The sequence below is a fragment of the Bacillus massiliigorillae genome, assembly GCF_000380245.2.
Classification (GTDB): domain Bacteria; phylum Bacillota; class Bacilli; order Bacillales; family DSM-1321; genus Bacillus_AD; species Bacillus_AD massiliigorillae.
Genome location: NZ_HG428741.1, coordinates 884,060 through 901,177, shown reverse-complemented (window position 1 = coordinate 901,177; position 17,118 = coordinate 884,060). Strand labels below are relative to the sequence as shown.

14 protein-coding genes are annotated in these 17,118 nt (G+C 34.0%); 6 read left to right on the top strand and 8 right to left on the bottom strand.

The window, feature by feature from the left end:
• Positions 1 to 6 precede the first annotated feature (6 nt).
• Positions 7 to 1,743: a methyl-accepting chemotaxis protein gene (locus TX86_RS04200; protein WP_042346542.1), complete on the top strand. Its 1,737-nt coding sequence runs from the start codon at positions 7 to 9 to the stop codon at positions 1,741 to 1,743.
• A gap of 59 nt (positions 1,744 to 1,802) precedes the next feature.
• On the opposite strand, the gene TX86_RS04195 is transcribed toward TX86_RS04200, so the two are convergent.
• Entirely contained in the window at positions 1,803 to 2,219 is a 417-nt protein-coding gene (locus tag TX86_RS04195) for a DUF4262 domain-containing protein (RefSeq protein WP_052343529.1), read from the bottom strand.
• Positions 2,220 to 2,416: 197 nt separating this feature from the next.
• A complete protein-coding gene (locus TX86_RS04190) occupies positions 2,417 to 3,649 on the bottom strand; it encodes a cytochrome P450 (RefSeq protein ID WP_042346539.1) in 1,233 nt (410 codons plus the stop codon).
• Between the two features lie 594 nt (positions 3,650 to 4,243).
• Here TX86_RS04190 and TX86_RS04185 point away from each other — a divergent pair.
• From TX86_RS04185 to TX86_RS04175, 3 genes are all read left to right on the top strand, one after another.
• Complete coding sequence (locus TX86_RS04185; protein ID WP_042346536.1) at positions 4,244 to 4,936, top strand: queuosine precursor transporter; 693 nt, start codon at positions 4,244 to 4,246, stop codon at positions 4,934 to 4,936.
• Between the two features lie 346 nt (positions 4,937 to 5,282).
• Positions 5,283 to 5,687: a reverse transcriptase-like protein gene (locus TX86_RS04180; RefSeq protein WP_042346534.1), complete on the top strand. Its 405-nt coding sequence runs from the start codon at positions 5,283 to 5,285 to the stop codon at positions 5,685 to 5,687.
• Entirely contained in the window at positions 5,684 to 6,601 is a 918-nt protein-coding gene (locus tag TX86_RS04175; RefSeq protein WP_042346532.1) for a DMT family transporter, read from the top strand. The genes TX86_RS04180 and TX86_RS04175 overlap by 4 nt, the downstream gene beginning before the upstream one ends.
• A 460-nt stretch (positions 6,602 to 7,061) precedes the next feature.
• On the opposite strand, the gene TX86_RS04170 is transcribed toward TX86_RS04175, so the two are convergent.
• Positions 7,062 to 7,346, bottom strand: a complete 285-nt coding sequence (locus TX86_RS04170; protein ID WP_195892858.1) for a DUF6123 family protein — start codon at positions 7,344 to 7,346, stop codon at positions 7,062 to 7,064.
• Positions 7,347 to 7,363: 17 nt separating this feature from the next.
• The gene (locus tag TX86_RS04165; protein WP_042346529.1) at positions 7,364 to 8,242 is read right to left on the bottom strand and encodes a 5'-3' exonuclease; all 879 of its coding nucleotides are present in this window, start codon (positions 8,240 to 8,242) and stop codon (positions 7,364 to 7,366) included.
• Between the two features lie 235 nt (positions 8,243 to 8,477).
• Between TX86_RS04165 and TX86_RS26085 the strand changes: the two genes are divergently transcribed.
• Positions 8,478 to 8,648: a YjfB family protein gene (locus TX86_RS26085; protein WP_081707554.1), complete on the top strand. Its 171-nt coding sequence runs from the start codon at positions 8,478 to 8,480 to the stop codon at positions 8,646 to 8,648.
• Between the two features lie 259 nt (positions 8,649 to 8,907).
• Here the strand turns inward: TX86_RS26085 and TX86_RS04160 are convergent, their stop codons facing one another.
• Together TX86_RS04160 and TX86_RS04155 are read right to left on the bottom strand one after the other, a co-directional pair.
• Positions 8,908 to 9,741, bottom strand: a complete 834-nt coding sequence (locus tag TX86_RS04160) for a sulfurtransferase (RefSeq protein WP_042346526.1) — start codon at positions 9,739 to 9,741, stop codon at positions 8,908 to 8,910.
• 40 nt (positions 9,742 to 9,781) lie between these two features.
• Positions 9,782 to 13,462: a dynamin family protein gene (locus tag TX86_RS04155; protein WP_042346524.1), complete on the bottom strand. Its 3,681-nt coding sequence runs from the start codon at positions 13,460 to 13,462 to the stop codon at positions 9,782 to 9,784.
• A 624-nt stretch (positions 13,463 to 14,086) separates the two neighbouring features.
• Here TX86_RS04155 and TX86_RS04150 point away from each other — a divergent pair.
• Positions 14,087 to 14,542 (top strand): chemotaxis protein CheX, encoded by a 456-nt coding sequence (locus tag TX86_RS04150; RefSeq protein ID WP_042346522.1) that lies wholly within the window; start codon positions 14,087 to 14,089, stop codon positions 14,540 to 14,542.
• Positions 14,543 to 14,814: 272 nt separating this feature from the next.
• Here TX86_RS04150 and TX86_RS04145 read toward each other — a convergent pair whose 3' ends face one another.
• Together TX86_RS04145 and TX86_RS04140 are read right to left on the bottom strand one after the other, a co-directional pair.
• Positions 14,815 to 15,363, bottom strand: a complete 549-nt coding sequence (locus tag TX86_RS04145; RefSeq protein WP_042346520.1) for a GDYXXLXY domain-containing protein — start codon at positions 15,361 to 15,363, stop codon at positions 14,815 to 14,817.
• The gene (locus TX86_RS04140) at positions 15,360 to 16,382 is read right to left on the bottom strand and encodes a DUF2157 domain-containing protein (protein ID WP_042346518.1); all 1,023 of its coding nucleotides are present in this window, start codon (positions 16,380 to 16,382) and stop codon (positions 15,360 to 15,362) included. Before TX86_RS04140 ends, TX86_RS04145 begins: the two co-directional genes overlap by 4 nt.
• Between the last annotated feature and the right edge of the window lie 736 nt (positions 16,383 to 17,118).

Below are 17,118 nucleotides of genomic sequence, written 5' to 3'. Positions count from 1 at the left end.
ATCAAAATGAAGTCTATTAAGCATTCTTTAGTCATTCTACTATCCATATTAATTGGAACTTTACTACTAATCAATTTAGCTGTCCTATACTATAATTCATCCATTTCTGTTAAACAAACATTTAAAGAGCAAGGATTATTAAATGCCTCTCGTACTGTAGCAGAGCTTGATTCAAGCCTGTATGAGGATTTTCTAGAAACCCCCGTCACAAACAAGACATACAAGCAGTTTCAGAATGAACTAATTGATTACAAGGTAAAACAAGGTGCGATGTATATGTATACCTTAGCAGTAGAAAACGGAACGATTAAATATATGATTGATGGAGAAGCGAAAGCAGAAGATACTATATCAATTGGAGAAAAGAACACAGTCATATCAATGAAAGATATTGAGCCTGCATTACAAGGTGAACCCAGTAGCACAGATATTATAAATGATGCTGAATTTGGTGACTATATGACATCTTTTGCACCGATTAAAAACAAAGATGGTAAAGTAATCGGCATATTAGGAATCGATACCAAAGCGGAAATTGTCTCTTCTGTAAAAAAAGACGTCTTAAAAAACTCAATTCCTATTATATTTTCGATTTCTATTATTATTACTGCTATTATTCTTGTAATTGTCTATATGTATATTACGAGAAAGCTTAACCCGCTAACTCATCTCACCAATGTTGCCAAAGCCATTACATCTGGCGAGCTCGCCAAAGCAAAGCATATGTTTAAAGAAAATACGTATTCTTCTAAGAATGAAATCGGACAACTCTATACCATTATTCAAAAGATGACACATACATTGGAAACCATTATTAAAGAAATTGTCTCCATGTCTTCCAAATTAAACGAAGAAAGTACTACATTAAATAATACCTTCTGTGAAATAAATGAAGTTACACGCCAAGTATCTATGTCTATGGATGAAATGGCTATGAGTACCGAATCTCAAGCAAATGCATCTACACATATTTCAAATGACATGCATGAATTAACTAGTTTCATAGATGATACAAATAACCAAGGTGACTACTTGCAAAATTTAACGACAGCAGTACTACACAATTCTCATCAAGGAAATGATTTGATTCATTTATACAACAAACAAATGGAAGATATATACAATATTGTTTTGAATTCAGTGGAAGAAGTTAAAAAAGTCGAAGCACAAAATAAAGAAATAACTTCATTGATGTCGCTTATAAGTGATATTGCTGAACAAACTAATCTCCTAGCTTTAAATGCGTCTATTGAAGCTGCTAGAGCTGGTGAACACGGCAAGGGATTTGCAGTTGTTGCAGATGAAGTTAGAAAATTATCAGTCGGAGTCTCTCAATCAGTAAGTGAAATTAACGAAATATTCAAACACGTATATACAAACTCTCAAAGAATGATAACGGTCTTGCAGTCTGGACTACAAACCGTTGATAGTGGCAGAAACACACTTCATCAAACAAATAAAGCATTTGAAGAGATCGCATCTACAATCGATACAATCGATATACATGTTCACTCTATGCAAGAGCAGCTGAAAAAAGTGATACAAAAAGAAAAACAAATAAAAAATACCATTCATGACATTGCAGCAACATCAGAAGAAAATGCAGCAGCAATAGAACAAGTTTCCGCTTCTACTGAAGAAATGAATGCTTCAATGGAAGCGTTACACCAGCTAACATATGATTTATCCTCCGCTTCAGAAGAACTACATGGTATTAGCAGCCAATTTAAAGTTGGAGCTTAAATCAAATAAGAGGTTGTCTCAAAGTGATTGATACCACTTCGAAACAACCTCCTTTCCTATTAATCCTCTATTACAACATACTGCTTATTATAAGGCTCTTGACATCCTTCATCACTTGGGAAACGCCCTTCTTCATCAGGTAGAATTAATCGTAATACCATTCGATCACTTTCCTCAAATAACTTAAATTCCACTTCAATTCCATCAATAACTTGATCAGAGCGTCCTTCTCGATACTTATAGCCCTCCGCGATATTATCAATGACTGTATGAAGTAACATCTCTGCCATCTCTTTATCAAGTTTTAGTACAAGTTGAAGATCAATATGATTTAAGTTCTCTGCTAATCCATGTGTATGTATATTAGCAACCGAGCCATCCAGTTCTTCATATTGATAAAACCAACCTTGCTTATCTAAAAGCGCTTGATTTTCTTCTGAGATAAAATCTTTACTATTTTCATTTTGCATATCCATAAATTCACCTTATCCTTCTTATAACAATAACGGTATTATATCATCTTATTTATGAACAACCTAATGGGAATGTAAACAATACGCTCCCACATTCCATTAATATCCATTTCTAAAACCGGTAAATTCTCTTGAAATCTGTTAACTAAAAAAGAGAACAAAAGTACTAGACTATTGTTCTCTTAAAGCTATTATAATTCTTATTTAAAAACTCTCATTGGCAGAGAAGTCAGAGATTGTCCCGTAGCTGATGAAGTTAAATTATTTTCTAAGTCAAATCCTTCGATTGGTTCAATGTGAGTAAACTTTTGTAAAAATGCTTCTAGCACTATTTTCATTTCTAAACGTGCTAAAGGAGCACCTAGACAAAAATGTGGCCCACTTCCAAAAGTTAAGTGTTTCTTATTATTCGCCCGATGAATATTAAGAGAAAAAGGATTCTCAAACATATCCCCATCCATATTACATGCACTCATCCACGCTATAATAGAGTCACCTTTTTTAAGTTTAACACCAAGTAAATCGTTATCTTGTTTCACTGTGCGATCTCTTCTTGACATATGAAAACGATAACGAAGCATCTCTTCAACTGCGTCAGGTACTAGTTCCAAATTATTTCTTAACTCTTGATAGATTGATGCATCATCATATAGTAAGGAATAGAAAGTGTTTGCAATTGCATGACTAGTTGTCTCTACACCTGCACCTAGTAATAACATGGTTGCTTGAACAATATCCTCATCTGATAATCGTTCACCATCTACTTCTACTTTTATAAGATCAGAAATGATATCATCACTTAGATTTGTACGTTTTTGAACAACAATTGGGTAAAGGAATTGAAAATACTCTTGCGCTGCCTTATCTTTTTGTTGTTCGATTTCTTTTAGTCTATCTTTATCGTATGGTTGAAATAGTATATCTACCCATTGTTTAAACTGCTTTCTATTTTGTACTGGCACACCGAACAAATCAGCAATAACTAAACTAGGGAAAGGAGCCGCAAGTGCTTCAACAATATTCACAACCTCATTTCCGTTTATATGATCTACAAGTTCATTTGCAAGTTGTTGAATACGTGGTTCCCATTCTTTCAAACTACGAGGTGTGAAAGCTGCTGCTAATAACGAGCGACTTTTTCTATGTTGTGGAGGGTCTATAGTTGTAATACTTGTTAAAGGTGATGTTCTTTCATGTTTTTTACTATCACCAACAAAAATTGTAGTTCTATCCCCTTCACTTGAAAAGAATTCATGATTACTTAATACTAGTTTCACATCATCATACTTAAATGCATTCCAAGTATTTGTTTCTTCATGGTAAACCACTGACTTCTTTTGTAACATTTTCTTATACCAACCAATTGGAAAATACTCTTCTGTGCGTGATTGGAATCTGGTGATTTCGTTAACAGGAATAATTTCTTTAATCATACTTTTTATCCTCCCTTTAAATATTAACGTTATCCCTCTTCCAAATCCTATTTACCATATATGTATGATTATGGCTTTTTATATAATTTATAGTACTCTAATTTGAGTAAAATAAAAAGAGTAAAAAAACCTATATTTTCCCCTGACGAAATATGAAATTTGGAGTCTAATTCATACATACTCGTATACTTAATTATAAACAAAAACGAATATTAAGTTAGTAAAAATCTTGAGTAAATAAGGATTACTATCATGATGGAGGAGAATATATAAATCTATACCATTCCAACGCTGAGTACATTTTTTCATTTCACATTTTAAACAATGTTACGCTTCTAATATATACCATAAAAATAATATATTGTTCTTTAATATCTTTTCTATTAATATTGAGTAATGCATATTGAAGCTTGGTAACAATTATTACGTATTTAAGCGTATTTTTTTACTTATTTAGAAGTAAATCTAGTGTAGATTTTACTATATAAAAACAAGTAAAAACCGTATTAATTCAACGTTTGTCTCCATTTTTCAATATGACTTTTAACACCGGGGTTCGTAAACTCCCCCGTTATCAAAACTAGGAGGAAAAACATGTTTAATGAAATTTTTGGTTTATTATTTACCCTTGTAAACTTTACACTAGCTATTTTAATGTATCGTTTCTTTGGTAAGAAGGGTTTATTTGCATGGGTTGGATGCGCAACAATCTTAGCGAATTTACAAGTTGTTAAGACAGTTGAAATTTTCGGTTTAACAGCTACTCTAGGAAATGCTATGTATGCTAGTGCATTTCTAGCAACTGATATCATTAATGAACGATATGGTAAAGAAGAAGCAAAGAAAGCCGTATGGTTAGGTTTCTTCACACTTCTATCGATGACAATTATTATGCAAATGGTATTATTATTCAAACCTCATACAACAGACTTTGCACAAGGATCACTTGAGACAATCTTCGGACTTTTACCACGAGTTGCCCTAGGAAGTTTGGCTGCATTTTTAGTGAGTCAATTTTTAGATGTAAGTATCTTCACATGGCTTCGTAAAAAGTTTCCAACAGACGGTCAATTTTGGATTCGTAACAATGGTAGTACATTAATAAGTCAGTTTGTTGATACTCTTGTATTTACAAGTATCGCGTTCCTTGGTGAGTATGAATTTCACATTTGGATTGAAATCTTCATTACGACATATATATTGAAGTTCATCGTGTCTGTTCTTGATACACCTTTCGGATATATTGCGAAACGATTTAAATTTAAAGACGAGATGAAAGAAGCATAATTCACGTCTATACTATAAAGAACAATAAAAGAAGATAGCATAATTAGTCACCTACTAATCAGCTATCTTTTTTCATACATAAAGTGAAACTTTAATCGGTGGGGGTTTTCCTTGATCCCCCACCGATTATTAGTTGAACCAACCTTAGTTCTTACTGGTGCTTGATCTCCCACTTACTCATCTACGTGCCTTCACTGCCTTGTTGAAGTGGAAGTCTTAGCACCTGTTTGAACTGGATAAATGAAAATATGCAACCAGTGAAAACTATCCATGTACATTCCTTTGAAGGATAATAATGTTTTGTGTTTTTAAAATATACTGATATTATAGATTTGGAGGTTCACACATGATCGAAGTATATATTGATGGAGCAAGTGCGGGTAACCCTGGTCCAAGTGGAGCAGGCATTTTTATTATTGAAAACGGAGTAGTAGAGCGGCATTCCATTCCTTTAGGTATGATGGAAAACCATGAGGCAGAATATTGGGCACTTATTAAAGGTTTAGAAATCTGCGTCGAGAAACAGGCGCAAACTGTTTCATTTCGTACAGATTCCCAAGCCATTTGGTCAGCCATGGAAAAAGAATTTGCGAAGAATAAAAAATATGCCCCTTTATTAGAGCAAGCTGTCAGCTTATCCAAACAAATCCCACTGTTTTTCATTAAGTGGATTCCTAGTTCCCAAAACAAATCAGCAGATGAACTTGCTCGTAAAGCAATAAGGGACATAAAAGGAAGGGAAACAGATTGAATAAATCATTGGTAGCCGATTTAACATTACTCCTAGTTGTTCTCATTTGGGGAGCTACGTTTGTAGTGGTGCAAGATGCGATATCATTTCTAACACCATTTAGCTTTAATGCTGTTCGTTTCTTTATCGCATTTGTAGCTTTAGCTATTTTTTATATTTTTTTTACGAAGAAAAAAGCCAAAACATTTAATAAAGCAACCATTCAAGCAGGAGCTATGTTAGGTTTTTGGCTATTTCTAGCATATGGGCTACAAACATTAGGCTTGTTGTATACAACACCAGCAAAAACAGGCTTTATCACTGGGTTAAGTGTCGTTCTTGTACCAGTCTTTTCGTTCTTTTTATTAAAAATGCGTCCTAATCGAAATGTCATTATCGGAATTATTTGCGCAACAATTGGTTTATACATGATTACCATGCTACAAGCTTCCGCATTTAGTAAAGGTGATTTCTTTGTACTATTAGGAGCCATTTGTTTTGCCATGCATATTATCACTACAAGTAAATATGCTAAAAACTTTCAAGCACTACCGTTAACAATCGTACAGATTCTTACCGTTTCTGTCTTTTCGTTTGTAGTCAGCTTATTTCTGGAAAACCCGAAAGAAATGTATCGCATTGATGTACTATTCCAAAAAGAAGTTATCATGGGATTGCTGATTACTGCCCTATTGGCTACAGCTTTCGCTTTTCTAGCACAAACGTACTTCCAAGCTTACACATCTCCAACTCGTGTTGCTTTAATTTTTGCTATGGAACCAGTTTTCGCAGCAATTACTTCTTATTTTGTTATCAATGAAACATTTACAACCACTATGCTTATCGGTTGTATACTCATTTTTGCAGGTATCATTTTCGCAGAACTACCAGTTAAGAAACAGCCCATTGCCGAAGGATCTTCAATTGAATCATAAGAAAATCGCAAGCGCCCGTTTTGCGACGTATAGATTGGAGCACTTCGACTGAGATAAAGGAAACACGAAGAGGCGGTAGCCTTTTTCGTGTTGACTTATCGTAGGGAGATGGGCGAAATCTACTAGTCGCTGGGCGCTGGAGCTAGACACAGCACAAATTTATATACATTCTTATCTTTTAAAGAAAAACCGTCACCGGTCTTTTTTGATTGACGCTTACGCTCCTTGATATACAGCCAATCAAAAAAGAGACACACGGCAGAAATAAGACGATTCGTTCTTGAAAACCCTCTCTTGGTTTTCAAAACGAATTGGCTTATTTCCGAGTGTGGCAGGTGTAAGGTTAGACACCATACAAAATTCTAAATATCTTATCTTTTAAAACAAGCGCCCTTTAAGTGATTACCATCACCTTTAGGACGCTTTTTTAGATGTTCTCAATCGAACAAAATTTTCCACTTTATATAAGTAACTTCGTTTTCTCCGCGAATTGTAATGCTTGCTTTCGTGATTTGATATTATTTTGCTTTAACGCCTCTAATAGTGAAATATAGAAGCTCCCATCAAATCGCTTCTGAGCTTTTAAGGTTATTTCTATTGCAGCATTCACTAGAGCATCGGTAGCTCCTGTGAGTTCTTTGCCAAAATAAATAAAACCTTGAGCGTCATCTCCAAATGAAAAACCTTTGTATCCTAAATGCTCAATATACTCTTCCACATTCATAATTACAGGCAACCCTTTCATTTGCGTCCGTTTTCCTTCTACTTAAATCGTGAATACAAACTTTTTAATTCGTGCTGTTTTAACATATGAACTACTTTTTCTTCATCGAATTGTAAACGTGCATCCTCTACGTTACATTGTAGTGGGACATCACATTTAATCGATGCTAATTGACGAGACAAGTGTAACATATCTAATGAAGACTCAATTTTAGTACGTTGCGTTTTCGTTAGCATTGGTAAATTAGCTAGAATACCTTCAATAGAGCCATACTGCTGTAGTAGCTTAATGGCAGTTTTTTCTCCAATTCCCTTTACACCAGGATAATTATCTGATGAATCACCCATTAAACCTTTTAAGTCGACCATTTGATCTGGCTTTATACCCTTCCATTCAAAGAAAGTTTCCTCATTATGAATATCGTAATTTCCATATCCTTTTTTTAATAAAATAACAGAAATATTTTCATCAATTAATTGAAGTAAATCTTGATCGCCAGTTAAAACTCCCATATGATAATCTGATTGATGCGCCTTAGCGATAGTACCAATACAATCGTCCGCTTCAAATCCTTCTATACCAAAGCTTGGAATATCAAAAGCTTCCACTGCTTCTCTTGCCAAATCAAACTGCGGAATCATCTCAACAGGTGGAGCACTGCGATTCCCCTTATATTCTTGATACATTTCCGTTCGAAAAGTTTTACTTCCCATATCCCAACATACAGCTACATGATGAGGATTAAAATGATCTACCGCTAACAATAAGTGCTTTAAAAATCCTTGTACACCATTCGTTGGAACACCTTTAGAATTAATCATAAACTGCCCCGTCATACCTGTAGCATAGAAAGCACGAAATAATAACGCCATCCCATCTACTAGCATAAACGAAGATTTATTACTATTATTCAACATTATTTTCACCTCAAAAAAATTCTGTTTTATTATTGTAGCACAGTAAAACTACCTATGCCGAAATAAAGTGAAACTTGCTCGGTGGGGTTTTGTTTCTTTCACCAAACAATAGTAGAGACAATTGGATTCTTACTAGTGTTGTACTTACATCTTAAAGCATGAATCTTAGAGCCGATTTGAACGGAATTAAAAAATTCTATCCTAAACCGATAATAAGAAAAAGGAGGTAATTGTTTTGGATATTGCAGCTCTTTCTATTTCATTAAATCAAGCTCAACTAGCTCAAAATGTTGGCATCGCACTAACTAAGAAAGCAATGGACACTTCTGAACAAAATGTTACCATGCTACTAGAAACAATGACACCACATCCAACGTTAGGAAATAGTATTGATATTAAAGGTTAAGTTAAGAAAAACCGTCACCGGTCTTTTTTGATTGATGTCTACGCTCCTTGATTTACTCCAAATCGAAAAAGAGCTATGCGGCAGAAATAAGACAAGCTGTTCTTGAAAACCCGCTCTTGGTTTTCAAAACGGGTTGGCTTATTTCCGAGCATAGCAGGTGTAAGGTTAGACACTATGCAAAATTTTATCTTTCTTATCTAGTCAAAAAAGGGCATCCTAAAAGTGATTTTCAATCACAATTAGGACAGCCCCTTTTTCATTACGCTTCTTCAACTTCTACAGGATTGTCATCATATGATACCCAATCACTGTAACTACCGATATAAACCTTCACATTTTCAAAACCTGCTTCTTTCAATGCAAAGTAATTCGGAGTCGCTGTTACACCAGAACCACAATAGACGATTATTTCTTTTTTATCATCGAGATTTTGAAAACGTTCTTGTTGCTTTTCCTTACTTAATAAACAACTATTTTCAATACCTTTCATAAATGGATAATTAATCGCATTAGGAATATGCCCTGGTCTCTTATCAATAGGTTCTTCTTTGCCTGCATAACGGTTATAGTCGCGTGAATCAATCAGAATTTTATTATCATTCGGTGATTGTGAATATTCCTTTACCTCTTCATAATGAGCTAAAATTTGTGCTTGAATATTTAATTGATAGCTAGACTCAAGATAAGTTGGCACTGTTTGTTCCGTCGGAAAACCAGCCTCTTTCCATTGATTATAACCACCATTCAATACAAACACTTGCTCATGTCCTACATATTTCATCATCCACATGAAACGTGTGGCAAAGGCTACATCCCCGCCATCGTAAGCAATAATCATATCATCATTCTTTATGCCAGCTTGTTCTAATGTTCTCTTGAAATCTTCTAAATCTGGTAAAGGATGACGTCCACCATGCTCTTTGACTGCGCTCGATAAATCTTTCTCTAAATGAAAATACACAGCTCCAGGAATATGATCTTGATTATATTGTTGTCGCCCTAACTCTTTCTGTTGTAAATGAAAGCGGCAATCTACAATCCGAATTTGTGGATTAGCCAATTGATCTTTTAACCATTCCTTGTCTATAAACATCTGCTAACACTCCCTGTTACAAAACCTATTGTCCACCATCTTATGCTTCTAAATATTTTTTTAATGCATCTTCTTTATTTTGATAGAAGTCTACATCAACTTGCTCTTGTAATACGGACGTATGACTAATATATACGTCTTCTACCGCTTTCTCAACATGTTTCTGCATGTTTTGTAATTCATTTTGCAATATGTCTGAATAATAACCTTTTGCTTTTGAGCCTTCAGCTTGTAAATAATCATGTGCCGGCGTCTGTAAAGCTTCTTGTAAAGCATCAGCCATTTTTTGCTTATCATTTCTTTCAAAGAACGTTTTTGGATTCTTAAATAAAGATAGTTCTTTCTTAAATTCCTGATCTGTTAATTGACCGAACGCTGGATTATACTGAGGCACTTCATTATCGCCAATAGTGTATTCTCCAACTTCTACTGTATTCCACGTTTTAGCAATGATTTTACTCAATTGATCCTGCTTATTTTTTACTAATTTTCTATTTTGATTTTCTAAACGAAGTGATGTAGCGCGCATTTCTTGTGCAAAATCGAAACCGATACTTTCTAATAACTCTCTTAAAGCTATTCGCAATGCTTCTTTTAAATCTCTACCGTCATCTTTAATAACGGCTGGATTAAATGATTCTTTAAAGAAATCAGAAAAACGTAAGAATACACGTTGATTAATATAGTAAATTAATTCATCAGCTTCTTTAATCAACTTTTGTTCCTCGATATCCGAACGACTTGCTTGAAGGTCACTTTGAAGTTGAGCATATTCACTTTGAATTTTTTGTAATCGTTCTTGTTTTTCTTCAACAGAAGCAGTTGCTGCTGTAATGATTTCTTGTAGTAAAGTAGCCGCTCTTCGAATAGCCGATTGAGCGGAAGTACAAGCTAAATCAACTAATTCATGCTGAATAAAGTACGAGAATGCTCGTTGGAAAGCATCCATACCGCTACCTTTTAAGAAAGAATGCTTGAATTCATAGCCTTCTTTTTGTTCTTGAAGTGCTTCTTTACTAGATAATGGATACAATCTAGGGAAACGGATTCCAAAGCCTTCTAATTGCCCTTTAATATATTGTGTTACTTCATAAAGCTCTTCTTCAGTTTGAGCTAAATCAATCGCATTACAAATGAAGAACATTTTATCCATCGCAAAGGAATCCTTTACACGACCTAACTGTATTAAGAACTCACGGTCTGCTTTTGCAAACGGATGATTATAATACGTAACAAATAGAATTGCATCACTATTTTTAATATAATGGAACGCTGCATTTGTATGACGAGCATTAATAGAATCTGCACCTGGAGTGTCTACCAGTACAATGCCTTTCTTCGTTAAATCACAATCGAAGTATAAGACAATTTCATCTACAAAACATGATTTCGATTCATCAGCAGCAAATCCTGTATATTCATCATATTCTACTACAAACTCTTGACCTAATTTATCTTTCAATAATGGATAGCCTTTATGAAATGCCGCAACAAAAGATAAATGTGCTTTTTCTTTTCCATCGCCACTAATTTTGATTTCATGAAGACGGTTTCCAAAATCAAATGCCTCTTCTAAAGTAGCAGGATCAAAGTTTAATTGCTTACAAGCCATGCGCACATCCTCAAGTAACATGTCCACACTTTTTAATTTAATTTTTGCTGTGCGATGCTTTTGATTTTCTCCTGCAGCCATTACTTTATTAATAACAGCTGTCGTAGGATTAGGAGATACCGGTAACACTTTATCTCCAAATAACGCATTTGCAAACGACGATTTCCCAGCACTAAACGCACCAAACAAAGCGATGGTATATGTTTGATTCTTCATTCGTTCTGCTTTTTCTTCAAGCTCATGTACAATAGATGAGAAACCTTTAACATCACGCAATTGCTGTGCTGAAGAAGTTAATCGTTCACTCCATTTTTGTAAGCCTTCTTTTCCTTCAAGTGAAGTTGGTTCAACATCAGACAGTTCCATTAACTCTTCTTGTTGATTTTGCACAGAAGCAGATGACTCTTTCTTAATTTTCGCTTCCATTTGAATTTCACTATTTCTTTCTTCTCTATGAAACTCTTCTAAAAGGGCATTTACACTTTCTTCACTATCTAAGCCATCACCATTCACAATGTCTTTAAATAGCTTGCTTAAACGCTCTTCTTCCTGCTTTACACCTTGTAAAAATGATAAAGCAGTTTCAAAATGCTTTAATCGATTGATTTCCGCTTGAACCTCTTCAAGGCTTTCTTGTTGCTGATCAATAATATACGGCTTCACTTCATCAAAAAATTGAAGCATTTGATCTTTTGCTTTTTTATTCATTAAATCAGCTACTCGTTGACTAAAAAGGAGCACATATTCACCTGATATATCACTATGATTCATCACCATTTGTTTAATTTCATCAATATCTACTAGTACATTAAATTCTTGTGCTTTCGTTTCTAGTTCGTGTGAATCAATTTTTGCATCTTTTAAACATTTCGCAGCAAATACCTTCACATGCCAGTCTAATTGCGTTTTCGTTCTTTCCTGTAATTCCTTTAACAGTTGGTTAGCTCTTGCAGTACGTTCGGCTTCTGTTTTATTCTTCGCAAAAAACATACCTACCTTAAAATTAGCCTGCTGCGATTCTAAGAAAATACGAATTGTTTCACGATTATCTGCCGTAAGTAAATAAACACTCTTTAAAAGCTCATTTAATTCTGAAATCATTTGTAAGTGATATTCATCAGGAAATGCTTTAAGTTCAGCTTGCTTTTCTTCACTATTTCGTAACTCTTGAACAATAGCTAATCGTTCACTTTCATCTAATGGTGCAAGAACTTCTTCAGCCTGTTCAATCTCTTCTTCACGTTGCTGCTGTAAATATAGAAGATGGTCTTTAATTAACTGCTCCGCTGACTGAAGAATAGACTCATTTAAATGTGCTCTTTCATATTTAATACGTTCATGAATATATTCTTTAACTTCTTCAATTTGATTGTTTGGTAAGTCTAGCTGACGTAATGATGTATAGAAAATCCCTTCAATTTCAATGTTCCATTGTGCAAACGAATTCGCTACTGAATCTTGAAACGCTTCAAAGCTTAATTCAGAAGCATCATGCTTATCAATCATGTTAACTACTAAATATAACTTCTTGCCAGCTTCATTCATCTTCTTCGCAAACATGAAATTTTCTTGTGATTGCACATGGTTATAATCCATCACATACAACACGATATCCGCTAAATGTAGCGTAGACTCGGTTGAAACTCGGTGAGCATCATCTGTTGAATCAATACCCGGTGTATCTAATACGGCACAATCTTCTGGCAATGGAAATTGCTCCGAATAGATATGTATTGACTTGATTTGCTCTCCTTCTTTACAGTATGCTTTGATGTCTTTCATATCATGTTGCCCTTCAAAAATCGAATGCTTTCCATCAAAGAAATGAACCTTTACTGCTTCTTTCCCCTTTTTAACCTTTACAATATTAGCACTTGTTGGAATCGGACTAGAAGGTAATATTTGACTTCCCATTAGGTAATTAATCATACTCGATTTACCAGCTGAAAAATGACCACAGAACGCTAATTGTACTTCTTGCTCTTCTGCTTTTTTGATGAGCTGCTTCATCTTTTCCATATGATCGGTATCTTTATTCTTTCCGAAAGTTTTGTAAATTTCAGTTAGAATAGATAATACTCCTGTCTGATTCGTTGGTGTTTTAATCATGAATCAATCCCCTTGTTCCCCAATTATTTTTCTCTTATTGTAAAACATTTTTCATTTCTTTCCTATCTTTATGCCAAATATTTTATTGTATATCTTTCTGAATTAACCTCATTCTCCATCCAATAGATGAGAAATCCATGAAAAAATGATTACTATAACAAGCAAAAAAAGCCAAGTACATACTTACTTGGCTTTATCTTAAATATTTAAAAATTATTCTAAAATTTAATATATATAGTTCATTTAACCATATGTAAATTTTCTTATTGATGATCTACTGTTACATGAGCAGGTTTGCCAACATTTTTCAATACATATACCATTACACCAGAATATACACCAACAGTTAAAGCAACAAAAACCGTAACCATGAAAATCACCTTCCTATTTTCTCATTGATAGTCATTATCATTTCGATGTCTTTATCATAACAAAAATGATAATCATTATCAACCACAAAATGAAATTTAATTTCGTTATTTTTTCAGAAATTTTAGTGTTATTTTATACTCATTTGTTTTATGATAAATAAGACCTATAAAAAATGTATTAATTGTTATTATTAGTAATTTATTAGTTATATATTTTTATCATTGTGAAAAAAAATACACACGGAGGAATAAGATGACAATCAATACAAGTATCACAATTGTATTAAATGGTACAATAGAATCCGTTAAATCCGTTATTCCTGTCTCAATAGGAATTGATAAACCATCTGTTATTCAACAGCCGTTTACGCGAACAGATAAAGGAGTATTAATTGGAATAACAGGCAGCTTACAAGGGCGTCTTATCATAGAAGGAAATGAAGATGTATTTAGTAAGATTGGTGAAGCAATGTTTGGTATGTCTTTAGAAGGAGAAATGTTGGACTCTTTTACAGGTGAACTAGGTAATATGATAGCTGGTAATTTAGCTACATCCATTGCAAATACAGGAATGGACATGGATATCACGCCACCATCATTACTCATTGATCAAAATCAAATAATCCAATTTGATAAAGGCCTTTCCCTTCCCATTCATCTAACTTCAGTAGGTAGCTTTACCATCATTTTAATGGTTGAAAAACGCTAGTCAGGGCATTCCCAAATTATAAAATATCATCACTAACCACTAATTTCGCTCCAAAGCAATGCAAAAACAACAAAAAGTAGTACAAACCAATGCTATGGTTTGTACTACTTTTTTAATAACAGCATAATGAAAAGCGCCACAAATCAGCTTTGTACTCCAGTAGATAAAATGGGATTGAATCACAAACGATTCATTTCTAAAAAAGAAAAACGTAAAATGGCTGTCCTAAAGTGATTAAAAATGCTTTTAGGACAGCTTCAGCCTCGTTTTCATTAGTAGACTAGCCCATCAATTAATCCATATCCATTTTTAATTTTCAAAGCTACTTTTATATTACCTTGTTGTGCGTGATTTTCGATTTCTTTCCCTGTATTCTCTTCCACATAATATCGATCAATTCCATAATCAACATAAAGGTTCTGTTGATCATATTGTAAAATGTACGAATTTATTTTCCCTTTTAAATATAAACCATTCTTCGGCTTATCTAAAGATACTGCCTTCGCCCTGTATATATCTCCTTTTTTCTCAAGAGCGGTATAAACCGGTATTGTCTTAGAAAACAACGAATACTCATCACTTCTATGGCTAATTAGCTCTTTCATTAACGATTCTGATAGTAGCTCTTTTGGAACTTCACTTATTTTCAATTGTAATGACATATAATCACCGTAAAATAGACTGGTAGGATCTACAGGTATTGTTTCCAACACTATTCTCTCACCAAACATATAAGCAGAAACAGGTTTGATAACCATACCTAGAAGAATTAATAAAGGCACGATTAGGATTAACAAAAACTTTTTTAGACTTGGCTTCATGCTTTTGTCTCTCCTCTCCGACTTCTTTCAAACCAGATTCCGAATATGATTAGTAAGGCTCCTCCCAAAATAAAAAATAAACTTTTTGGCAAAAAGTCATACGATATATCAATATAGAAGCGAGTAATTAATCCACATAAAATTACAATAGGAAGCAATATTCCTTTTCGTATTAATAGAATTATAGAAAGCCCATATATAATGGCAAATATAATGGCTAAGATTTGTGAAACAGCAGGAGAGAATACATATTCCCACACAGAAGGCATCGTTAACACAATTCCATAAACACCATGTAGAATATATCCAAACGTTGACATAGCTTCTTTATAGGCTGCAAATGCACGCCAACAGATGATAATTCCTAACACAAATAACAAGAGCACTATAACGAATTGATTTACGCCGAAGTGCCATAATGCAGAATGTAGAAAATGTGTAAGTAATATAGAATTTAAAAAGAATAACGCCGAAGATTTGTACATAGTTGTATGATTGATGTAATAAATAAGCGGGACAATGACAAGTAATGCAAGAGGTAATTCTCCTTGTCCATATATTTGCAAGCTATAAAATAGTAAAAATATGATGGCTAAACCTAGTACAACTCGATCTTTTAAATAATAAGCTAACGGAATAATCCCTACTGCCCAAAATAGAAAAGCCGTATAAACAGCTCCACCTAGATGAAATGTCTGACCAACCAAGAAGATGCCTGCACCAAATAAAAAGCCCCCCAAATAATAGAAGCTCCTAGCCGTTCTCGGCAGACTGTTCTCTGTTCCACGTCCTGCTACATAGAAACCTATTACACCAAAGAAAATAAATAAGTATTTTACTAAAGCTGATAAAGCCGACCAGTTAGACGCAATGAATGTTAAAAAACCAATTCCCACAAGAACAGCGCCAATCCATAGAAAAGTATGCCAAGATACTTGTTTTTGCTGATTTTCAACAACATAATACTGTTCCAATGAATCCATCTCAATTGTTGCATGTTGATCTTTTAAATATTGCAATTCTCTTTCAAGAAATTCTTTTTGTGAATGACTGATTTTTCTCTTCAGAGCGTCTTCCCTCCCTTACCACACTTCATACCAAAATACCCCGCTTTCAATATAGATAACATTCAAACTTTTCCCAATAGAATCGTTTTATTCTGAGAAATTTTCATTTGAAGGGTTACGTTTAAATTGCTTGGAAGATTGTACTGAAATAACTATTGCTTGAAAATCTGTCTTTCCACAACCATCACAAACTTGCCCTTCTATTGACAGTCTTCTACAATGTGTACAATATTTTTTTTCCATAATAACATCATTCCTTTTCTATAACTTGATACAGTGTATTCTTACAAATATTCAAAGGTTAAAGAATTTAGACCTTTTTTCTATTTCAAACCGTTAGTATGAATCCTACTTTAAAATAAAGGCGAAATATAGGCGTTTATTTGGAGATTAAGTGAATAATCAAAAATACGCTCGTTAGCTGAATTTTTGAGCCTAAAAATAATCCGTCCACATCGAGTAAGATTTCACTTTATTGTAAGAACAGCAATAATTTTGTAAATATAGTAATTACATACCCTAACAAATGACAATGAAACCTATTTTATTAAGTTTTACACTGTAATCCCTATATTTAAAAAACTAATAAGAAAAGCGCAAGCACCCTGTTTAGCTCCGTATGTGCTGGAGCCCACTTCCTTTAGATAAAGGAAACACGAAGAGACGCAAGTCGATTCGATGTTGACTT